Here is a 22,863-nt window from a genome sequence, read left to right as displayed (position 1 = left end):
CTCTCGGGATCCAAGTCCCACGGGCAGAATCGTTCGATCCCCGGCTACCGCTATCTTACGACCTTACAAAAAAGAGGTCGACCAGAAAGATCTGGTGACCTCATAATACGAACGGGCAGGTTAACACGGCAACATGGTGGGAAATATTAGGTGTATTCAAAAAAATACTAATAGAAGGTGATAGAGTTTTAACGGAGAATATTTCTTTTAATTCAAATAACTGAGGAAGTGGTTTCTATGAGTTACGATCTTCATATTACCAAGGCTGATCACTGGGTATCTAGCGAGCAAAACCCAATAACAAAAGATGATATAAAAAAAATCGCTGATCTTTTAAATACCTATAGGGGGATACCATTTTTGTTTCAGTATGGCAGAATTACTCTATTCCGTGCTGATGAAATGGTAATCGGCGTAATGATTACTATCGCAAATAGAATTGGTGCTCGAGTTCAAGGCGATGAAGGTGAATATTACGATAATACCGATAAGTCTTATCCGGAACCGCCCGAGCATCTACGCATAGCTCCAGTAATAAATATCTATGAGTCTGAAATTAAAATCCCCGATGATCAACTAAAATTTATTGGATCTCTTGTGGTTGGAGAAGAGATCCAACATGCTAAATTTGGAAAAGGTAAAATTCTTGAAATTATTAGCGAAGGGAAGGATACAGAATTCATAGTAAAATTCATGGAGGAAATAGGAACTAAAAGAGTACTACCTTTTTTTGCGCCAATTGGACCTTGTAAACAGGATTAACTTGTTGAACTAACGGAGAACTTTAGTTCAATACGTTTGAGGTGAGGTATATGCTGCAGGAGATACTTTCAATTATTTTTGGTGTTGCAATCTTCCTAGCTTTTAAATTGAAATTAAGCAAAGACAAATTATCATGGAGAGATTACATATTTGAATTAATCGGGATTACGCTTTTCATTTTAATAGTAAAATGGATAATATCGTTTTTGTAAAACTAAATTCCGCTGCCGACATTGGCAATCTAAGCTAACGAGAAACGATAGCTTCATAACAAGATCTAGCAGGCTGCCGGTTATAAATTCGGTGTCCTATTCCGAGGGACGGGCAGGATAATGCAGTTGGATGCAATTGACAGAAGGGTATATAAAAAGCAATAATTTAGTAGTTGGTACTAGTGTCTGATTGTTAATTGAGGAGATACACAACTATGAAATATTTTATAATAACGGGTACATCAAGGGGAATTGGAGAATCTATTGCTGAACAACTGATCTCACCTGATCGCTATCTGTTCTGTATCTCACGCGAAAGAAATACGAAGTTGATTTGCAAAAGTAATAACATTGAGTATATAGAATTTGATTTAAATCAAATCGACCAGATTGAATCTTTAATGGATCGTATATTCAATTCAATAGACCTGTCAAATGCGGCGGCAATTTATCTTATCAATAATGCATCAATGATAGCTCCTGTAGCATTCATTGATACAGCCAGTGTTAAGGACATAACTGGAAACATTAGTGTAAATCTACTTGCACCAATCATACTGACTTCCTTATTAATAAAGCATTACGAATAATCATTTAATTGAGAAAAGAATTTTAAATATCTCATCAGCATCTGTTAAGAATCACCATCCTGGTATGAGTTTGTATTCGGCTGCTAAGGCAGGGTTGGACGTATTTTCTCAATGTGTGGGCCTTGAACAAAATCACTCCCAAGCACCAGTAGGAATTGTCTCAATCTGGCCTGGAATGATTGACACTACTCTGCAAAGAGAAGCAAGGAACCAAGACAAAGCAAAATTCCCATCCGCAGAGTTATTTGGAATGGTCAAAGATGCTGGTATGCTGTCAACACCAGAGAAAACTGCAAAACAAATAATTGAGTTTTTATTTAAAAAAGACTTTGAACATGATGCTGTCGTTGATATATATGACTATTCAAAAGTTCAACAACATTTTGATACCCCAAGCGAGACCTTTTGAGTAGCCCGCCTTAGTCACTACACTAACGCAGAACGTTTGTTCAATAAGAAACGAGGACGAGGCTGCCGAAATCAATCGGCAGCCTCGTTAAAGTAACGGGCAGAACACTAACAATATATGGTGTCAAATGGCTACCGACATATGTGGGAGATGAATGAAATATACGGGTAGAGAGGAGAAAATTATTTAATGAAATATTTTACGAAAGAATGGTACGAACTTTGTCAAAAAATAAGCTTTCATTTACCTTTAGAGGAAGAAAAACAAGCGGAAACATTCTCAGAAGCATATTTCCAACAACTCTACAGTGCCGAATTAAACAAATGGCTTCATCTCCAAGAAGAAGTGGCTTCCATTATGCAAGCGAACGGAACGAATGAGCCTTTCAATAAAGATAAAGAAACGAAACAATTTCATGAATCGATCATTTATAATCAAGAGCATTTAAAAAAGTCATTACCAGAAACTATTTTGAATCAGATAGCCGATCTAAGGGTCTTTGCCTTAAATAAAGCAACACGTGATGTTATAAATGCTGTAGCTCAATTTTGTGAGGATAATAAAAGGTCTGTAGATACAACAATTGATAATTACAGAAAATATCATACAGAAGCCTCATTATCCATGGATAGAGAAATTGTTGAGAATTTCAGATTTCATGATTGTAGGATTATCAAATCAATTCTGAATGATAAATCCATAACATTACTTCTTGACAACACTGGTGGTTTTACAGACATCGATGAAGTTATCTTTGAGAATGTTACGATAATAAAGCAAGACGCTGGATTGGAAAATTCATGGTGGTTATATGAGGAAGTATATAAAGTGAATGACAGATACGAGTTTCACATGTTGCTTCAGAATCAGGATATGGGGCTAATTGACTTTATCATCTCAGCTGAACAAGCCTTTTTTAGAAGGCTTGGGTCCGATGTTGGTTAAGTTAACGGGACACGTTAGCTCAATAAAACAGCGGCAATCTAGGACTTTATTTTCTCGTCCACGGCTGCCACTGTTTTTATAGTTGGGGCCAGTCTAATACTTTTTTTACGAGTTCTGACGGTTTTATAATTCGAAAAGCCACGTGGGACCAACATATCCAGTCTAATACTTTATTTTCTTTCTACAATCGGCATGGCGAATCTATGCCTTTTCTGTGTCCTTGTTGGCTTAAGAAGGAAACACCTATTTAAATAAAGAAATTATACATATCTAAACCGTATACGGCATTCAGCTGGTATAACTCTCAATGAACGGAGTGTTCAGCATGCTTGGTACAAATCGTCAAATTGGGGACTATCTGAAGCGAATTGGGTTTGATGGCTCGCTTGATACCAGTGCTAAGACGCTGGCCGACCTGCAGGAGTGTCATCTGCACACGGTTCCTTACGAAAATTTGGACATTCTGAACCGCATAGCTTTATCTTTGGATCCTCAGGATGTCTATCAAAAGATTGTTGTGCGTGGGCGCGGTGGGTACTGCTTCGAGCTGAATGCCTTATTCGGCTGGCTGCTGCGGGAGCTGGGCTACCCGGTCACTGACTTGGTTGCTCGATTTTGGCGCGACGAGCCGAATACGCCACCGAAACGACGTCATCATGTCCTGAAGGTTGAGGCAGAAGGGCAGCTTACTTGTGTGATGTCGGAGTAGGCGGGATCGTTCCCCGCAGGCCGATCGCATGGATCGAGGGCCTTGAACAGTATCAAGGCGAAGAATGCTACAAGCTCGAACGCGATCCCTATTACGGTTGGATGCTTTGTGAGCAGAAGAACAAGGAATGGAACCGCATTTACTCATTCACGGCGGAGCCTCAACTACCGAAGGACTTCGCATTTGCGTCCTTCTGGTGCGAGAACGCCCCTGATTCGATTTTTACCAAAGGCCCAATGTTGGCCATACGAACCCCGGAGGGACGAAATACGATAGCGGGCCAAGAATTTCGAATCTTTACCTCGGCGGGGGTAAGGACCTTCACTCCACAGACGGAAGAAGCGTATAAAGCAGCCTTGCAGGAGCATTTCGGTATTAAACTAGATTAATATGTTGAATGTGATATTGAACAGGTGACACTTTTACAATACTTTCATGTAAAGTTGACGCAAGGATAACAAAGGATTGCTAAAGTGAGATTAATAGATGCAAAAGAATACTCAGGGTATGAGTCTAGGAGAAAACCCTTTTATTCAGCAAATGAAAAGTGCGCCCCCAAGGAGCGTGATCTTTCTATTTGTTGAATGAGGGTTTTTTTGTGTTTGTTGAAAAATTAAAACCATGAGAGGATGGAAAACGTTATGAAAAAAATGTCTGCAAAGCTTTTAGGTATTGTTACAATAACGTCTTTGATCAGTGGCCTTTTTCAGCCAAACGCCTGGGTACCTCGCGTTCACGCGGAGGAGTCAGGAAGAAAGTCGATGGAGGTCAACAAAACGTTAACAGCTCCTGTCATCGACGGTAACCTAGATGAGTCAATCTGGACGATGGATCAATCTTTAAACGTTCAAGTTGGACAAGGCTCTTTTAAAGCGTCGAAATTCGGCTTGCTGTGGGACAATCAGTACTTATATATCGGCGTAAAGGCGGATGATGACAACTTATTGGTTGGCCACTCGGGCAACTGGTTTGAACAGGATAATATCAACGTCTTTCTGGATCCAAGTCTGCACCGGTCCGCTCCGTATATCAATGAAGATATGCAGATCGGCTTCGTGTATCAGCCTGGTACGACAACACCAGAGTTTCATTTCGGTGCTGCGCTGAACAATCATACGGGTAAGGATGAGAAGAAAATACTTCGAGCGATAAATAAGACAGCATCGGGCTGGTCTACAGAGATCGCTGTGCCTTGGGAAATGATGAAATTTGATCCTGTGCTGCAGAAGCAGCTGGGTATGGAGATCGGGACGACGGACCGTTATGGTGCCACGACGGCAGAGCAAAGATCAAGCTACTGGAGCGCTTTTGGGTCTTCCTCATTTTGGAACGATACCACTGGCTATGGTACGCTTAAGCTGGTGGATGCAAGTCCAGTCTCAGGTAGTTCGAACCCGGTGCTTTTTGAGGAAAATTTTGATAGTTATGCAACGGGAACGCTGCCTCCTAATTGGATATCCGATGTGAATGCGGGGAGCCCGCCTTTTACAGTTGTCCAAGATACATATGGTAACGGCAGCATGACTTTCGACGGAAATGCCGCTGGCAAGCAGAGCCGCATTATAGCACCTGTGCAGTGGGATAACTACACGATAGAAGCCGATGTGCGCTTTAATAGTTTTCTTAATACGGGAAGATGGGCTTCGATCATGTTTCGAGCACCGTCTACCGGGAAGCCTCCTTACTCACAGATGGCGATTAAACAGAATGGTACCATTGAAACGGCTTATCGAAATTCTGACGGGAATTGGTTCTCTCCCACACCTATAATTGCTACAGGGCCTCAGCTGCAGGTGAATAAGGATTACACAATGAAAGTAAGGGTATTTGATCGCAACGTTAAGCAATATTTGAAAGCCAAAAGCGACACGAACTTTACGCTATACGGCGACAAAAATCTAGCCGCTAATGTGCTTCCAGACAGAGGGAGAGTCGGCTTCCAAGGGGATCAGAGCAAGGTATCTTTCGACAATCTAAAGGTCACTCGGATCACGGCAGACCAACTTACTATCACGGCAGCAAGTAACTTGGAAGCTTTGAGCGGTGCGGCAAGCGTGACTAGCAGCATGTATTATTCGGATGGAATTACCGATACACCGCCTGTGGATCGCGTGAAGCTGTATTCCTCCGATGAAAGTATCATCAAAGTGAACAACAACCAGCTTTATCCCCTTAAGCCAGGGAAAGCAAACATTAAGGCTGTATATAGCAATGTAGAGGCTTCAAAAGAGATTACCGTTACGCCTTCTTTGACAGGAGCTAAAGTAGTTTCCTTAAAGACTGATGAGAAAGGATATGCTCTCGCGACGGTTGGAACTCCGGTAGACCTCAGTAGCGTACAGTTCCAAGCTGAATTTACCGATCTCACCACAGGTGTAGTGAAAGGGAATGAGCTAACTTGGGCATCGACTAGCCCAGCTATTATAATTGAGAACAATAGGCCAAAGGTGCAGCAGAAAGGTATTTATACGATTACTGGTACGAAAGATAGCGCATCTGTCAGTATGTTAGTGCTTGCCAAAAATGCAGGAGATACGGAATATGTCCTGTACGAGGAGAACTTTAATAACTTGACCGATGGTACTCTTCCTACGGGCTGGACTCGCAAAGAAGGAACGACGGCTTCCAATGCTGCGGTGAAATCCGGCGCTTTTGAGATGAATGCACTCGCCGCTCCGGATAATCCATCCCGAGTCATTTTACCTTCGTTTCTAAATGCTTTTGGCAATTACAAGATTGAAGCTGATGTGACCCACTTGCAGGCGAATGATACAGCAAGATGGCACTCCATCATGTATCGTATTCAAAATAACGATTATCCGTATTACCAAATGGCTGTAAGAAAAGATGCAACAGCAGCGAATGGCGTCGAGTTCGCAGAGAGAACGCCTGCCAATGGGTGGAACGTGATCGACAGAGGCTCCAATACCGAAGCCATTGATCCGGCCAAAATGTATCATTATACGGTAAAAACATACGGAAATCGGGTTCAGGAATGGATTAACGACCGAGTCTTGGTGGATACGGATCAGGCCACAGCCTATTCCAAAGGAGGATTGGGCCTGCAAGCGAACGGCAGTAAAATGAAGGTGGACAATATCCGGGTTACGCTGCAGGAAAATGCGCTGCCTGCCATTCCGAATGGCCATTTTGCCGAAGTGACAGAGCCGGAAACCCGCATTGCGATGGCCGCATCGGTCGTAACGGAACTTCGAAGCACGGCAGATTTGGCGAAGTTGGACGCTCCTGCGCTGCCTTCCAACGTCATTATTCACATCGGACAAGGTCTGAAGGTGACGGATCCTAAAGGAAAGCTTGAAATCAGCAGCCTCGATGCACTTCTAGGTAAAATCGGTGGGCGAATCATTCCGGCTTTCTATGTAAAGGATGAAGTCACCGTAGATCAACTGGTTGATTATTTGAAAACAAACAGTTGGGAAGATGCCTCTATCGTTTCCGACAACGGAGAGTTGATCAAACGAGCGAGATCTGCTTACCCAATCATCCGTGGAATTTTGGATTTTAGCCATGTGAACAACCTGTCTAAAGACAATCTCTTGGATATCCGCAGACAAACAGTTACAAGTTCAGCCAGGATTGCTATATTGCCAGAGAAACTATCTACTAAAGATAACGTTTCTTACCTTCAAGAACGGATGCTTATGGTATGGGCCAATGATATGTCCAAAGAGAAGGATAAACAGATTACGCTGCATCAACTCATTACAACAGGCGTAAATGGCATCGTTACGGATTCCCCTAGCATGCAATGGGATGCTTTGAAAGTGTATGACAAGAATACGACTTTGATCCGCAAGCCTTATATTATCGCACATCGGGGTATGCCTTCGACGTCGCCTGAAAATACAATCGAAAGTAACAGGGAAGGATTAGACGCGGGTGCGGATTTCATTGAAAACGATATGTACCTATCCAAAGACGGACATATTGTGATTCATCATGACGGAACATTAAGCGCTACAACGAATGGAACAGGTTTCATCGAGGATTTTACACTTGAGGAATTAAAGAAGTTAAATGCCAATAAACCGCATCCAGAAGGATTCCCGGACGTCAAGATTCCGACTCTGGATGAACAGATCGACCTCGCCAAAGAAAAAGGCGCAATGATTATGGCGGAAATAAAGACAACAAACCCGAAAATAATACCTGCTTACGTCCAACTCATCAAGGACAAAGGTGCAGAGTCACTCATTAATACGATGGCTTTTCATGATGCTCAATTAAAGAAAATGGCGGAATTGATGCCTGAAATGCCACTGGGATTTTTGACAGGCGGTTATGCGAACGAGACGAACGTGAATAAATCGCTGCGGGGAACGTTGAAGCTTCTGCAGGGACTGAATGCTTCGTTTAACACGAGTTATGGCGGTTTAGGCAAGAATTTTATGGAGGCTGCCAAGCACCGTGGCTTGGTCATCTCACCATGGACATTTAATGATAAAAATGCCTTCATTCAATTCATGGGACTAGGCGCCTTTGGCATTACGACAGATTACTCATATTACGCTTCAGATTGGGCAGCTTCCATAAAACCTGAGAAGGAGAAGTATGAGTTGGCTAAGGATGAGAGTATTATTTTAGCGGCGGTTGTTCAATCCTATAAAGGGATGAAAACGACCATTGTACCGGAACTCGTTCTACTGGATGGCCAAGAGCTAGTTGATCTGGATGAAGCTAAAGTGACGGCTAAGAAATCAGGAACAGTCCACGCGCTTTTGAGATATACAACAGTCATGGATAATAACAATAAGTATGATATTTATACAGCTCCCTTCTCGATTAAAGTAAAGGGCCATGGCGAAGACGGCAAGCTTCATGAATGAATAATCGTGGGTTAATACTCAGCAAACATACGGATGCTACGATTTTGGTGAAGGTAAGTTTCTTTTGGAGGTGCGCGAGATGAACCCATTCCCTATTATCGCTTCAGTCACGAAAGAGGAACAAATTCCGAAGATGCTCCAAAGCAGCGTGGAGAGAGTCAATTTAATGACCGGCCATATTGGGAATTTGGAGACCATTATTAGACAAGCCCATGATTCGGGTAAAAAAGTCTACATCCATTTGGAGATGGTTTCGGGCTTAGGCAAAGATTCGCATGCCATCCATTACTTAGCCGAAAAATTTCGGGCAGACGGTATTGTGACAACCAAGTCAGCTGCGGTTACGGCAGCCAGACAAGCCGGCTTGAAGAGTATTCAGCGCATTTTTGCGATTGATACAGCTGCTATCCAGACAGCGATTCGTATGATTAACAATTGTCAGCCTGATGAAGTTGAGCTTATGCCAGGCTTAATGCCAAGAGTGATCCATGAGCTTAAGCAAACGATTAAGCAGCCGTTAATCGTAGGTGGTTTAATCCGGTACGAGCAAGAGATCATTGAGGCGCTAGAGAGCGGGGCTAATTTTATCTCAACTGGTGATCCTGCGATGTGGTAAAACGTATTTACAAAAGCAACACGTGTATTTAATATACGGGCAACAAATAGGGTTTATATTTAATTTAATAATTGAATATTCAGCACCTAACTGATAATGACGGGTTGAGAATTGGAGAAAACCCTTGTTTCGTAAAGTGTAAAAATAAGTTGAAGCAACGATAGATTGCTTTGTTTCAACATCGCTTATTTTTACATTTTCAAACAAGGGTTTTTATTTTTGTTGAAAAGGGGTAGGAACGGTGTCAGAGCACGCTAAACATCTTAAGAATGGCTTCGAACCTAAAGGACTTCATGCTTTCGATGGCTATTTGTTTGATCTTGACGGTACGGTTTATTCCGGAAATCAAATTTTGCCAGGAGTGCTATCCACCCTGGACAAGCTTCGTGAGAGAGGAAAACCGATCCTCTTCGTAACGAATACGACAACACATACGCGAGAAGGCGTACATGAACGCCTATCGCACTTGGGGATTGCTTGCTCGGAAGAGGATATTCTAACCGCACTATGTGTATCGCGAATGTACTTTCAGGAGTATCTGCCAGGGGCTAAGGTGTTGATGATTGGCGAGCAGGCCATGAGGAATGAGCTGGAGCAGTATGGTGTAGATACGACGACTGACCCACTCAGCGCGACACATGTTCTTGTTGGACTAGACAGGCAGTTTACGTATGAGAAATTAACACTCGGTATGAATGCTCTCCGGAATGGCGCACAATTGATTGCTGCTAATCCAGATCCATTTTGCCCGCTTGAAGATGGGGCGATTCCTGATACATGGTCGTTGGTCAAAGCCCTGGAGATAGCAAGCTCTCAGTCGGTTTATAAAGTGATTGGCAAACCCTCAGATTACTACGCAAAAAAGGCATTAGAAAAGCTGGCGATCGCACCGGAAGCATGCTTAATGGTAGGTGACAGAGTCTCCACCGATATATGCTTCGGCAATACCAACGGCATGTATACCGCACTCGTATTGACGGGAGCGGATTCTAGGAAAGATATTATGCTTCAAGGGATAAAGCCTGACTATGTATTGGCATCACTCAGCGAGATTATTAGGAAATATTGAAGTAGACGAATTCAGGCATTAACCTCCTCTACATGGAGGAGACCATAAAAAATCATATAAAACCTAATCTCGGGAGGACATGTACAATGAAAAAAGTATTTCTAACACTAGCTGCGATTGCAATGGTAACAACAGCTTGCGGACAAGGTGAAAGTAATCAGAAAGCCGCTCCTGCCAGCACATCAGCTTCCACACCAGAGACAGCGACGAAACAGGAAGCGAAGCCCGTTGAGCTGCAGTTCTATTTTCCGGTGGCTGTCGGTGGCCCCATTACGAAGTTAATTGATCAACTAGCTAGTGACTTCCACAAAGAAAACCCGACGATTACGGTGAAACCAGTCTATGGAGGCAGTTATCAAGATACGATGACCAAAGTCGTCACTTCCGTGCAGGGGGGAACTTCTCCAGACGTAGCGGTGCTGCTATCAACGGATTTGTACAGCTTGATTTCTATGAATGCCATTGAGGATTTAACGCCTCGCTTTAACAAAGAGTATTTCAACGGTTTTTATGAAGCTTTCATGGGCAATACGAAGTCTGGTGAAACGGTATGGAGTGTTCCTTTCCAGCGCAGTACGATCGTTCTTTATTACAATAAAGAATTGTTTAAGAAAGCGGGACTTAATCCGGATAAAGCACCGGCTAACTGGACAGAAATGCGTGAAGCTGCGAACAAACTGACGGTGAAGGATAGTGCCGGCAAAACATCGCAATGGGGGATTGAAATTCCAAGTACGGGCTACCAGTATTGGATGCTGCAGGCACTGTCACTGCAAACAGGGACGAACATTGTGTCTAACGACGGGAAAAATGTTTATTTCAACAAGCCTGAGGTTCAAGAAGCGTTACAGTATTACACGGATCTGGGCCGCAAAGATAAAGTCATGCCGGAAGGCACGCTGGAATGGGCAACTGTACCATCCGATTTCATCAGCGGAAAGACGGCTATGATGTATCACACAACGGGGAATCTTACGAAGGTGAAAACAGATGCCAAATTTGATTTTGGCGTATCGTTCCTGCCTGCTAACAAGAAGTATGGCTCTCCGACAGGCGGCGGCAACTTATATGTGTTCAAAAATATCCCGGAAGATCGCAAGAAAGCTGCTGTGAAGTTCATTGAATTCTTGACGCAGCCGCAGCGTGTCGCGCAATGGTCGATCGATACAGGTTATGTAGGCACGACGAAAGCCGCTTATGAGACAGACCTGCTCAAAAATTACGTGAAGGACTTCCCACAAGCAGCGGTGGCCAGAGATCAGCTTCAATACGCAGACAGTGAATTATCCACGTTTCAGAATGGACAAGTCACCAAGCTGTTTAACGATAACATTCAAGCTGCTTTGCTGGGCAACATGACGCCAAAAGAGGCACTTGATAAATCCCAGCAGCAGGCTGATGAGATTTTGAAAAATTTCCGCAAATAAGAAGCTTCTAACTTGTAGTGTGACTATCACGGCGGCGAGTATTGCCGTGATAGTCATATATAAAAATTTGAGCTTTTATACAGCCGAAACATTAGCAGTTTAGTATACAGATATACGATGTGCGGAGGGATTTAATTGAAACAGCTAGCGCTGCTCACAAGAAGTAAAATCAACTGGAAAGAAAACGCTTTTGCCTATGCATTGCTTCTTCCTTCCTTAGTGTTACTGGGGCTCTTTACATTTTACCCGATTATGAAATCAGTGTATTTGAGTTTCTTCAGCTCAACGCTTTCCGTCAAGAAGTTTGTTGGATTCGATCAATATGCGCAAGTTCTGCAAGATGAAGTGTTTATAAAAGTGATGAAAAACAATATCCTTCTTTCCATCGGCACAGTGCCGACAAGCATACTGCTCGCGATTTATTTGGCGGTTTGGGTGAATAACAAGCTGAAAGGTACGAGCATTCTACGAGCTGCCTTTTTCTATCCGACAATAATCCCGATGATCGCGATAGCGAACATCTGGTTGTTCATTTATACGCCTGATTATGGTTTGCTGGATAAATTTCTAGGTTTTATGGGTATGCCGGTCCACAACTGGCTGGGTGATCCGCATTGGGTTACTTTTTCCATGATTATCATGGTCATTTGGAAGGAAGCTGGGTTCTTCATGATCTTCTATTTGGCTGGCCTGCAAAACTTGCCTAAGGAAGTGTATGAAGCCGCAGAAATGGAAGGCGCGAGTCCTTGGCACGTTTTTCGCAAAATTACGTTTCCATTGTTGATGCCGACGACGTTATTCGTTTTGATTATTGCCATTACGAACTCTTTCAAAATGGTCGATCACCTGTATATTATGACAAAGGGCGGTCCGGACAATGCCAGTAATCTGCTTCTCTATCACATTTATGAGACAGCTTTTAGTTTCTGGGATATGGGCAAGGCATCCGTACTCACCGTTGTGCTGCTTGCTATTTTACTCGCTGTTTCTATTTTCAACTATGCTTATCTAGATAAGCGCGTTAATTACTAGGGGGGGAGCTTATGCTGGCACGAGCATTAAATCGGTCCGTTGTTGCTTTATTAGGCATTGTATTTCTGATCCCGCTGGTGTGGATCGTTTTCACCTCATTTACACCATCAAGCGAAGTCATTACCCGAGTAAATCCGTTCGCGATTGTGAATCCGACGTTTGATAATTACGTATCTGCTTGGACAACGGTTCCCTTTCTAAGGTACTACAGCAATACGATGATAATTGTTGGGGGTGTTCTAGCTGTACAATTGATTACGGCAACATTGGCTGCCTACGCATTTGCGCGTTTGCGTTTTATTGGACAGGGTGTCGTTTTTATCTTATTTCTTGTTCAAATTATGATACCCGCAGAAGTTCTCATCTTTCCAAACTATACCGTTATTAAGCAGCTTGGATTAGTGGATACCAAATTAGCGGTTATGCTGCCTTTTTGGGCATCTGCATTCGGTGTTTTCTTGCTGCGGCAGACATTTAAGCAAATTCCAATAGAGCTCGACGAGGCGTCAAAAGTGGATGGATGTCAGTGGTGGCGTACCTTATGGCATGTGTATTTCCCTTCCGCAAAGCCTACCTATATAGCGTTTGGCTTGATCTCAGTCAGTACGCATTGGAGCAACTTCATGTGGCCGCTCATCGTGACCAACTCGGTGGAAAATCGCTCACTTACCGTAGGTTTGGCTATATTCGCTCAAACCTCGGAGACGGGAGCACAGTGGGGGACAGTAACCGCCGCAACGCTTCTGGTTGTTTTACCGCTCTTATTGGCATTTTTCGTCTTTCAACGTCAATTTGTCGCGAGCTTCATGCATGCCGGACTCAAATAGGTATGAACGATACATGAGACTAATTTATTGAAAAGGATGATGACCATGAACTGGAACAACCCTACACCGTGGGTATTTGCACATAGAGGTTCTTCTTTGGAGGCACCGGAAAATACGATGTCCGCATTCCAACTTGCGGCAGAGCAGCAGTGCGATGTCATCGAACTTGATATTCATCTAACCCGTGATGGACAGGTGATCGTCTGTCATGATGAAACTATGGGTCGGACAACGGATCAAAGTGGTGTGATTGGCGAACTGACGCTTGCGGAAATCAAGCAAGCCGATGCAGGTTCCTGGTTCGACTCCAGATATAGAGGTGAACAGATTCCGCTTCTGAAAGAAGTTCTCGAGCAGATACCTGCACGTATCGGACTAAACATCGAACTGAAGCAAAGCTACGACGGCCGCATTGTAGAGCCGTTAATTAAGCTGCTGCGTGAATATGGGCGGTTGGATGATGTTTTATTCTCATCCTACGATCATAAACTGCTGCATGAAATCAAGCAAAAAGCACCCGAATGCCGAATCAGCCTGGTGTATGACGGTAAACTTCTGAACCCGTTAAGACTAATTGAGGATTTCGGTTTGGATGTATTTTCCGTATCCCTTCATGCTTGTATGGTGGATGCCGAGGATGTCATTGCTATTCGCAAGAGTGGCAGACATGTGATTGTTTGGACAGTCAATGAAGCAGCCATCATGAAGCAGATGCTCGCATACGGCGTATCTGGCATTATTACGGATGATCCGAAGATTTTATGGAGCTTGATAGCCGTAAGCTAATTTACCGAACTGCTGCTCCAGTAAAATTTTCGAAGTTATAAGAACAAAAAAGTCACGTCATTCGTGACTTTTTTGTTTGTGTGGGGAATCGGATAATGTTCTTGACATCCGACATCTCTTGTCAAAACCAAATGACAAGAACCTTATCTCATTCCCGATTTTGACAAGAACATTATCTCATTCCCGACGGATTGCTGGAAAGAGTGGCCTTACTGATTAAGCTAACGGGCAGGTTAGTTGAGAAAGGATTTGGAAAACATAAACATAATTAAGGGAGAATTTAATATGGGGACGGGTTAATAAATGGGCATTTTTTCGTTGATAAGACCTTTGAAAAAATATGTGCATTATGTTGATAGAGCATCTTTTTATGAATCGCTCTTTCTTAGGAAAAAAGCAATTGAAACAATGAAGGATGCAATAAATCAACCATTTTCTAAAAAAGAAAAGGCGAGTGGTTTGATTTATTTGGGAATTTTGTATTCGAAAATGAACGAATTTAATCAAGCGTCAAATTTTTACCATCAATCACTGGAATTAGTATCAGATGAGCAATTCAAATATAGCAATAATTTCAAAAAAATCATTGAAACATTTCTTAAAAACGGGGAAAAACAAAGAGCATTATTTTGGTTAAATAACCTTCTGGAACGACAAAATTACGACAGGAGATTTGCGAAATTAACTGTTCTAAAAAAGCATTTCGGTTAAGCTAACGAGGAACGATAGCTTAATAATAAGACAGTCATCGACTTTTAAACAAAAGTCATTGACTGTCTTTTTTTGAGCAAACTTTGGTATATCACTTCAGATAGATATGAGCAGACTCTTCAGTACTTTAAAAGTTTGATATAAATGATACTAAAAGGCTAGATATGAAGGTGATGGATTTTCATGAAATGCCCCTTTAGATACAGGTGCAAGGGAAAGGATGCTAGAAAGTTGAAGTGATTTTTATGAAAGCACGATTTTATAACAGATTGATTGAATATCAAACCAACTGGATAAAATAAACATATCGTACATAACAAATATTGAGTATGGAATTGAAAGAAACAGGGAGATGAAAGGAAAATGAGCATCGAAGAAGGATTACAACAAGCGGAGCAGGGATATCAAAAAATATATGAAGCAAATAGTTTGACGAGCAGTGCAATAAAGAACGCATTTTTATTTACATGGACATGGTGGCTTGGAATTGCATTAATCATTATACCGTGGGCACTTTGGTTTACGTTTGGAAAAAAAGAAAGCATGGGTCGTTTACTTTTAGCAGGCTTTACCTCTATGCTTCTCTCTTGTGTTATAGAGAGCATCGCTATATCGTTAGGAAAATGGTCATACCCTTTTACAGTAATTCCTTTTTTTCCTGTGTTGGATATTGTTTTTGATTGGTGCTTATTACCTGTAGCAGTCATGTTTTTTATTCAATTGAAACCCAATATTAATCCCTTGATAAAAGCAATTGTTTTTGGTTTGGTAGGTGCGTTTATTTTAGAACCTATTTTTGAAAAACTTCATTTTTACAACGCTAAAGGTTGGCATCACACATATGATTTTCTTTATTCATTCTTCAATTTTTTTAATCTCCTTCTGGATAAGTACAATGAATAATTTCGAAAAAATCAAATCGGATGAAAATGTTAAACGGGAGTTTAACTTTAATTTTTTGCGTAGAAAAGAAAAAGTACGATAAAAGACAAGTTCTATCCAAAGAACCACTCCATTGGCAGGAGTGGTTTTGTCTTTATATGCTGATATATATGGTCAAAATGAACTTTGTGCTTAGATACATTACGGTGAACCGTATCATAGAGAGAATTCTTAGTCATTGAACTAACGGGGAACGTTAGTTCAATCAGATCATGGAGCAGACGCCATCACGGCAGCTGCTCCATTTCTCATTAAGCTAAAGGGCAGGTTACCGCTAATACGAACGGGTAGTATGGTTCCAAAGTATGGTAATATTATATTTTTAATACTATTAGTTAGGTTTGATACGATACTTGTAAGAAAGGAAATAAGCAATGATCAAAGATGATGAAGAGTTTTATAGTTTATTAAGTAGAAGAAATTCCGGTAAAGTTACTTGTGGTTTCGAGGACAGAAAAAATATTGAAGACGAGGAATTAAAAGAAGTTTTTTTAAAACGAATGGGCCATAACCCCAAGAAAATAAAGGGTAACTGGAAACAAGTGAATAGAAGCTATGCTAAAAATATACTTACATATACTCTTTCAAAAAACATGACTCATAATATCGATTTGGAGACAAAACCATTGGCTGAGAAATTAAGTAATTACTTTTTAGAGAAATTTCAGCCAGAGGCAGTTTTTTACACAAATGGCCAATTTGATTCAAATTCTGGATACTTTAAGCTCTATGGGTGGACAACAATAACTAGTTCCAAATTTTATACTTATGATACAGGTATAGTCGTATTCGATAATGATAAAATAGGAATGCTTTGGGCGACAGATCCTTTATAAATACCGCGTCTGACTAAGTAATATATGTAAATCGGATTAAGCTAACGGAAAACTATAGAGAAACGATAGTTGGATTGGAGGAGCTTGCAAGACGGCAGCTCCTTTTTCATATGTTGATGTGACGGGGAGGATAATGGAAACAAGTTGGAGAAAATTAGGAGGAAGAACGCAAAACGATAGTCCAGCAATATAAGAAAGCAGTCGGCTAATCCAGAATCTTTGATTTCTCATGTTAACAGCCAGGATAACTTAATCACTTCTAGAATACTTTGAATATGGAAAATTTGTGCAGTTCATAAAAAGAAGTTAGCTGAAACAATTGCATTATAGGAAGAAGTAAAAAAAATGAGAACCTTTATTTACTTTGTCAGACATGCCGAATCACCATATATTGAAGGTATGGAGAGGACAAGAGGGCTGTCGGACAAAGGTAAATTAGATGCACTTAAAATCAATGAAATATTGAAAGATGAAGAAATTGATGTTTTTATATCAAGTCCGTATGAAAGAGCGATACAAACTATTAAAGGCGCAGCCGGAACTAACGAAATTATATTATCTGAAGAGCTCAGAGAAAGAGAAATTGGTCAGATCAAGAATATGAATTTTATGGAAGCCAAGCTGAAAGTGTATAAAGATATTAATTTTTCATTTTTTAATGGTGAATCAACCATTTATGCTCAAAGAAGAGCAGTGAAGGTAATCGAAAACATTTTAAATGAAAATATGGGAAAGAAAATTGTAATTGGAACGCATGGAGATATTATGACTTTAATAATGAATTACTTTGATAACCGATATGATTTTGAATTTTGGGAATCAACCTCAATGCCAGACATATATAAATTAGAATTTGAAGAACAGAAATTAATAGTAGTAGAGAGACTATGGAGATGATTATTGGAGTAACTCGGAGAAGGCAAGGGAATAATAGATTTAATACGCTTTCGCAATAACATCCTCTGTAAATCCCTCTCTTGGACCGTGAATCGTTGTTTGTAGGTTCAGTGACATCGCGGTAAGGAATTTTTGGAAAATCTAATCGACAAGGGAATCAAAAATTGAGGCAGATTGTGATTGGCATCGTAAGTTGCGCAACATAGGATGCCTCACATGCAAATCGACTGCGGATGGAAGGCATCTCTAAGGTCGATTTGAATAAAGCCGGTAAAGTCGAACTCCAATGAACTGGCGAGGGAGAGTAAATTCTGCTCTGATCGGCTTGACTCTTATCTACTAGTAAGTAAAAATACAGTTATGGAAAATAGAAAAACACAAATTTTAGACTTGGCACTAAAACTTATTCGAGAAAAAGGATATGTTGCCATAAGTTATGATGATTTGTCCAAACAGCTGGGCGTAACCAAGGCAAGCATTCACTATCATTTTGAAAAAAAGGAGGATTTAGGAGTTGCCGTTACCGAGCGGATGCAACAAAATTTGCAGAATTTCTTATTATTCATTAATCATTCTACAATGACAGTAGAAGAGAAGCTTATGCAGTTCATTGTTAGACAAATTGAAATAAGCGGGGATGGAATATGCCCAATTTCGTCATTACAATCTGATTTTGTATCCTTACCTGATATTATTAAACAAAAAGTACAGGAAGTAAGTAAGTTTGAATTAAAGGTTTTAATAAATATTCTTACAGAAGGGTATAATGAAAATATCGTTCCAAAATCAGAAGATATTGAATCATTAGCTTATACCATTCTGTCATGTATAAAAGGTGCTCTGCAATATAAACGAACATTGGAAAAGGATGTATTATCCCAAGTTCTGATTCAGATAAACCGTCTTATTAAAAGTTAAAAGGCGGTTTATTTACGAATTACACTTACTAACTAGTAAGTAAAATAAAATGAGAAAGTAGGAAATTACTAAAATGAAAAGAATGCTTTTGGTTATTCTTATAATGTCCTGCTGTGCTACTTTTATTACACCTTTATTTCCTTTGTACAGTGAACATTATCGATTGAATAGTCTGCAAATTACGATTTTGTTTGCCATTTATGCTGCTTTCCTGCTTCCGACATTGCTTGTCGTGGGAGCCAAAGGCAACGCTTGGGGATTGAAAAAAGTACTTCGCAGCAGTATTTGGATCTCCATCGCATCAACGTTGCTCTTACTAGGAAGTTTTGATGCTTGGATGCTCTATGCTGCAAGGATATTGGAAGGTATAGCATATGGCGCTTTTACGGGTACTGCAGCAGCTTTTTTAATAAAACAAATCTCACCTAATAAAGTAAGTACAGCTATCAAGTTTTCGGGAGTAACGATACTCATCGGTTTTGGCCTAGGTCCAGCTATTGCCGGTTTAATTTTGCAATATTTACATCTGCAGCCGCTTCGAGTACCATATTGGTTTCTACTTGTAATGTTAATTTCTTCCTTAGTATTTCTGGAGACTCTTCCTAAACATGAGGATTCTTCAATGCAAAAGCCGGTTAAGACTAAGATTTCACTCGGTGTGCCCAATAGTATTCGTTCACATTTTTGGTCATTTGTTGCACTGCCGATCTTTACTGTTTTCACAATTCAAGGAATTGCGTTTTCCCTTATACCTTCATTCATCAAAAATGTCATTCACACTTCAAACCTCTCCTTTTCCGGGTTATTAATTTTGTTGCTTCTTGGAGGAGGGGCCTTGGCTCAGTTTGTTCCTTGGCCGAGTAATCCAGTCTCACGGATGCGCTTTGGAATCTTACTACTTGCTATTGGATCATGGGGCATTGTATTTTCTGGTCTGACAGCGAATGTATTTTTGCTTTGGGCCGGCATATTCATTCAAGCAATCGGCGGTGGGTGGACGTTTCAAGTTTCTTTAAGGTTTGCTAGTCAGTTGCCGAAATCAGAAGAACGTCCACGAGTTATATCGGCTTTTTATTTATGCGCCTATTCCGGATTCATTGTTCCGGTTATTGGAGTCGGAGTCCTGTCTCAATTTTTTAATTTAAACTTTTCATTGATTCTACTAAATTTGTTTGCTGCGCTAATCGTTATCTATGTGTTGATTTATTCAGTCAGATTTAATCGTTATTATTCTAATGTTACGTCACAATAATCATCATTATCGTTTTTTGCCATTGTTTATAACTATAAAAGTAAAATTTTTGAATTGATAAATAGGGGGATGAGAACATGTATGAACGTATTTTGGTTCCAGTTGACGGTTCCGAACACTCCAAACATGCATTGAAATCAGCTCAATGGCAGACGCAAAACGCCGGAATAAATGCCCGCATAACGCTACTTCATATCATTCCTCGGAATGATATCAATACAGTTGCGTACGGGGTGGATCTTGAACAATTGCAAGAAGAGGAGGCTAGGAGGATTTTAGAAGAATCCGCACAGGTTCTTTCAGGGTCATCTATACAATATGATATCGAATACCATATTGGGGATCCTGCAGAGATGATATGTAAGAAGGCGAAAGAAGGAGATTATGACCTGATCGTAATGGGAAGCAGGGGACTTAGCCTTTTTTCAGAACTGTTCGTGGGAAGTGTAAGCCATAAAGTAATCCAACACGCTCATTGTGCTGTAATGATTGTAAAATAACTCATGCTTGAAAATGCGACCAATACGACAATTGATGTGAATTTGGTCAGAGAATTGATGATTGTAGTGAAGAACTATATAATGCACATGTTGGTTGTTTGACTTCATGATTGAAGGATACGACGACAAGCCTCCGGGATGCCTACTTGTCAATATGGAAGTGGAGCTTGCTCCATGGGATCACGAAGTGGACGTCAAGGTCGGAGAAAGCTTCGACAGGATGGAGTAGTTTCTTGCCGAACTGAACTGATACCGGAAAGTGAGCTGCATCCGGATTATGTCATTCCAAATCCAATTAGCATTAGCGTAGTACTAGCATTATTCTCCGATTGGAAATCGATAAAGAGGTCATGAATTTTGGTATAATCGCAACGACGATTAGCGATTGCGGGGGAGACATCATCGCAGTTGACGTGAATCAAGTTGGAAAAACATCGACGATTCGCGACATTACGATCAACGTAAACGATCAGAATCTTACAGATCTGCTCCTTGGAGCGTGTCGGGAAACTGAGTGGAGTTAAAATCAAAAACGTCTCTGACCAGACGTTTTTGATGCAATTGGGAGGGAAATACGCTGCAGCCGTCGCGCTCGAACCCAGCGGCGCGCCCACTTCACCTGCCGATATCGCTAATGCAATTGCGTTTTTTGCTGCGCCAACGACACATTTTATTACAGGACAAACCCTCTTTGTCGATGGTGGAAAATCTCTTGGCTGACTTGGTATATAATAACTGGATTAAAAGTTACTCCAATGTTACCCCTAAGCAAATAGTCTGAAGTTATTCGGTTTGAATATCCTGTTAAAAAAGCAAAAAGCCCTTGATTTCTTTGCTAAGCGACAATTTGAAGTATTAGGTCCTGGTCAGGTCGTTCAACTAACGGAAACGTTAGTTAAATCACGACATGACGGCAGCCGACACACGATCGGCTGCCGTTGTCCGTTGAAGTAACTGGCAGTAGAGCGTGCTATGAGTTTGTGTTCCATCAACGGACTATGAGTTACACAACAATGGTGAGGCTGCAGGTACATTTGGCAGCCTTTCGCCACCTAACGGGTAATTTAGCGTAAAGGGTGACAAGCATCGGTATATACTGCGACTTACTTATTTTCCTGTTGCATTGGAATTGTTGTGGATGGATTAAGAAAAGCGTGACAACAAAACACCTGCAATATTATTTGGCTTAGTTTCATATATTGATAGGAATATGAAAACACCTAGCATAATAATACTTGTTTCGGGGTGATAGTTTAATGAAGTATCTTATTCAAACATTGCTTACTTGTTTATCATTTTCCGTCATTTCTGCTTGCACATCGCAATCTCCAGTAGCTTTAAAAACCATTGAAAATACAGCGACAGTTCAATTAGTAGTAAGCACTAACGAGAATCCAAAACCAATTCAACAATTTTTAAATGCGGGTGATATTAATTCGTTACAAGTAGCAGGTGGTTTACCGAGTAATGAGAAGCCGAACCCATTATGGAAAGAGGACGCGAAAGGAACAAAGGTTATATCCAAAGTTATGGGTTGGCTAAATTCATCAGAGATAGTTAATGGAGAAACTAATTGGGGAAAACACGGTTATCCCAATATTTTGAATTTCTATTTGAATAGCGGACAAGTAGCTGTTGTTGAGCCTGCATACAATTGTGACACGACAAAGGATGATAAAGGTTATGTTACAAAAAGATGTACAACTGCTAATGGCGAGATTGTCTTCAACTATGAGTCAAAGCATATTCGTTTAAAATCTCCAGAACTTTATGATTGGCTTCAAGGTGGTTGGAAGAATGAAAATTAAGTCATTGCGTGACAGCCCTTTGCTCCGCTAACGGTAACGTGCGATTCCTAATTATGGTAATATAAGAGCAGGGAAATATTTATCTGTGGTTCTGGGGGGGGGGTATAGATGGGATATTCAAAACGTAGGTGGTCTTTTGTTATAGGCAGTATAATAGCTGCTTCTTTTGCTTTAGCGATTTTTGTACCTAACTACTTTACAAACAATCATCCAGAAAATCCTGTTATAAGAACAATCGCATCCAGCAACGCTTTTGATGTAACCGATACACGTAGGCTTGTTGGGTGGGCAAATAATGTATTTGTCGGGAAAGTGATAAAACAGGATGGAACTAAATCATTGGATGGCACTCCTGAAACTCAGTTTAAGGTGGAAGTGTCTGATAATGTAAAAGGTAAATTTAACGGAACAGTAATTGTAAATCAACAAGGTGGATTCAAAAGAAATGAATTAATACTATTTGAAAATGACCAATTACTTCACGATGGACAATCATATTTATTTGTAACCAAACATTTGAAGGAAGAGAATTGGAATACCTTAGTACCTGTTTACGGCGACATTCTAATTGCCAATGAAGAAGAAAAAAAAGAACTAATTGAGAAATACACAACAGCTTATAAAAATGAAATCCCATTTAATATGAGCAAGTCATTAAACTACCATGAAAATTAAAAATCGGCAGTCGAAGAAAAAGAACAGCACTAAAGAAGACGCAGCTAATTCATTTTTTGAAAATGTGCAGCGCCTAGGATATTGGTGATCCGT

Annotated in this window: 23 protein-coding genes and 1 pseudogene; all 24 read left to right on the top strand. The window is 40.8% G+C overall.

Annotation, left to right across the window (positions count from 1 at the left end; all coding sequences use genetic code 11):
- Window positions 1–237: 237 nt before the first annotated feature.
- The 24 genes and pseudogenes from AC58UU_RS38665 (at window position 238) to AC58UU_RS38550 (ending at window position 22,770) form a co-directional block, all read left to right on the top strand.
- Entirely contained in the window at window positions 238–762 is a 525-nt protein-coding gene (locus AC58UU_RS38665) for a hypothetical protein (protein ID WP_497322789.1), read from the top strand.
- A 427-nt stretch (window positions 763–1,189) separates the two neighbouring features.
- Window positions 1,190–1,564 (top strand): SDR family NAD(P)-dependent oxidoreductase, encoded by a 375-nt coding sequence (locus AC58UU_RS38660; protein WP_497322788.1) that lies wholly within the window; start codon window positions 1,190–1,192, stop codon window positions 1,562–1,564.
- Window positions 1,554–1,973, top strand: coding sequence for an SDR family NAD(P)-dependent oxidoreductase (locus tag AC58UU_RS38655; RefSeq protein ID WP_497322791.1), 420 nt, complete (start codon window positions 1,554–1,556; stop codon window positions 1,971–1,973). The genes AC58UU_RS38660 and AC58UU_RS38655 overlap by 11 nt, the downstream gene beginning before the upstream one ends.
- Window positions 1,974–2,162: 189 nt before the next feature.
- On the top strand, window positions 2,163–2,918 hold the full coding sequence (locus AC58UU_RS38650) for a DUF4085 family protein (RefSeq protein ID WP_497322786.1): 756 nt from the start codon (window positions 2,163–2,165) through the stop codon (window positions 2,916–2,918).
- Window positions 2,919–3,243: 325 nt separating this feature from the next.
- Window positions 3,244–4,016 (top strand): annotated as a pseudogene (locus tag AC58UU_RS38645) (arylamine N-acetyltransferase family protein).
- A 252-nt stretch (window positions 4,017–4,268) separates the two neighbouring features.
- Window positions 4,269–8,474 (top strand): glycerophosphodiester phosphodiesterase family protein, encoded by a 4,206-nt coding sequence (locus AC58UU_RS38640; RefSeq protein WP_497322785.1) that lies wholly within the window; start codon window positions 4,269–4,271, stop codon window positions 8,472–8,474.
- 79 nt (window positions 8,475–8,553) lie between these two features.
- Complete coding sequence (locus tag AC58UU_RS38635; protein ID WP_497322783.1) at window positions 8,554–9,090, top strand: glycerol-3-phosphate responsive antiterminator; 537 nt, start codon at window positions 8,554–8,556, stop codon at window positions 9,088–9,090.
- Between the two features lie 241 nt (window positions 9,091–9,331).
- A complete protein-coding gene (locus tag AC58UU_RS38630; protein WP_497322782.1) occupies window positions 9,332–10,159 on the top strand; it encodes an HAD-IIA family hydrolase in 828 nt (275 codons plus the stop codon).
- An 86-nt stretch (window positions 10,160–10,245) separates the two neighbouring features.
- On the top strand, window positions 10,246–11,586 hold the full coding sequence (locus AC58UU_RS38625) for an ABC transporter substrate-binding protein (protein WP_497322781.1): 1,341 nt from the start codon (window positions 10,246–10,248) through the stop codon (window positions 11,584–11,586).
- 135 nt (window positions 11,587–11,721) lie between these two features.
- Complete coding sequence (locus AC58UU_RS38620) at window positions 11,722–12,618, top strand: carbohydrate ABC transporter permease (RefSeq protein WP_497322779.1); 897 nt, start codon at window positions 11,722–11,724, stop codon at window positions 12,616–12,618.
- Between the two features lie 11 nt (window positions 12,619–12,629).
- Window positions 12,630–13,445, top strand: a complete 816-nt coding sequence (locus AC58UU_RS38615; protein WP_497322778.1) for a carbohydrate ABC transporter permease — start codon at window positions 12,630–12,632, stop codon at window positions 13,443–13,445.
- Window positions 13,446–13,490: 45 nt separating this feature from the next.
- A complete protein-coding gene (locus AC58UU_RS38610) occupies window positions 13,491–14,231 on the top strand; it encodes a glycerophosphodiester phosphodiesterase (RefSeq protein WP_497322777.1) in 741 nt (246 codons plus the stop codon).
- 303 nt (window positions 14,232–14,534) lie between these two features.
- Window positions 14,535–14,942 (top strand): tetratricopeptide repeat protein, encoded by a 408-nt coding sequence (locus AC58UU_RS38605; protein ID WP_497322776.1) that lies wholly within the window; start codon window positions 14,535–14,537, stop codon window positions 14,940–14,942.
- Between the two features lie 363 nt (window positions 14,943–15,305).
- A complete protein-coding gene (locus tag AC58UU_RS38600; RefSeq protein ID WP_497322775.1) occupies window positions 15,306–15,845 on the top strand; it encodes a CBO0543 family protein in 540 nt (179 codons plus the stop codon).
- A 413-nt stretch (window positions 15,846–16,258) separates the two neighbouring features.
- Window positions 16,259–16,720: a hypothetical protein gene (locus AC58UU_RS38595; protein ID WP_497322773.1), complete on the top strand. Its 462-nt coding sequence runs from the start codon at window positions 16,259–16,261 to the stop codon at window positions 16,718–16,720.
- Between the two features lie 345 nt (window positions 16,721–17,065).
- A complete protein-coding gene (locus tag AC58UU_RS38590; protein WP_497322772.1) occupies window positions 17,066–17,617 on the top strand; it encodes a histidine phosphatase family protein in 552 nt (183 codons plus the stop codon).
- 360 nt (window positions 17,618–17,977) lie between these two features.
- The gene (locus tag AC58UU_RS38585; protein ID WP_497322771.1) at window positions 17,978–18,535 is read left to right on the top strand and encodes a TetR/AcrR family transcriptional regulator; all 558 of its coding nucleotides are present in this window, start codon (window positions 17,978–17,980) and stop codon (window positions 18,533–18,535) included.
- Between the two features lie 73 nt (window positions 18,536–18,608).
- Entirely contained in the window at window positions 18,609–19,787 is a 1,179-nt protein-coding gene (locus AC58UU_RS38580; RefSeq protein ID WP_497322770.1) for an MFS transporter, read from the top strand.
- A gap of 77 nt (window positions 19,788–19,864) precedes the next feature.
- The gene (locus AC58UU_RS38575) at window positions 19,865–20,287 is read left to right on the top strand and encodes a universal stress protein (RefSeq protein ID WP_497322768.1); all 423 of its coding nucleotides are present in this window, start codon (window positions 19,865–19,867) and stop codon (window positions 20,285–20,287) included.
- A gap of 329 nt (window positions 20,288–20,616) precedes the next feature.
- Complete coding sequence (locus AC58UU_RS38570) at window positions 20,617–20,811, top strand: ACT domain-containing protein (protein ID WP_497322767.1); 195 nt, start codon at window positions 20,617–20,619, stop codon at window positions 20,809–20,811.
- Window positions 20,780–21,007: an SDR family oxidoreductase gene (locus tag AC58UU_RS38565; protein WP_497322766.1), complete on the top strand. Its 228-nt coding sequence runs from the start codon at window positions 20,780–20,782 to the stop codon at window positions 21,005–21,007. Before AC58UU_RS38570 ends, AC58UU_RS38565 begins: the two co-directional genes overlap by 32 nt.
- A gap of 72 nt (window positions 21,008–21,079) precedes the next feature.
- Window positions 21,080–21,241 (top strand): hypothetical protein, encoded by a 162-nt coding sequence (locus AC58UU_RS38560; protein ID WP_497322764.1) that lies wholly within the window; start codon window positions 21,080–21,082, stop codon window positions 21,239–21,241.
- Between the two features lie 302 nt (window positions 21,242–21,543).
- The gene (locus AC58UU_RS38555; RefSeq protein ID WP_497322762.1) at window positions 21,544–22,095 is read left to right on the top strand and encodes a hypothetical protein; all 552 of its coding nucleotides are present in this window, start codon (window positions 21,544–21,546) and stop codon (window positions 22,093–22,095) included.
- Between the two features lie 108 nt (window positions 22,096–22,203).
- A complete protein-coding gene (locus tag AC58UU_RS38550) occupies window positions 22,204–22,770 on the top strand; it encodes a hypothetical protein (protein WP_497322761.1) in 567 nt (188 codons plus the stop codon).
- Window positions 22,771–22,863 lie beyond the last annotated feature (93 nt).

The sequence above is a fragment of the Paenibacillus sp. JT22N1 genome, assembly GCF_059692155.1.
The sequence above is the reverse complement of the archived record's forward strand: the minus strand, read 5'-3'. Positions and strand labels throughout refer to the sequence as shown.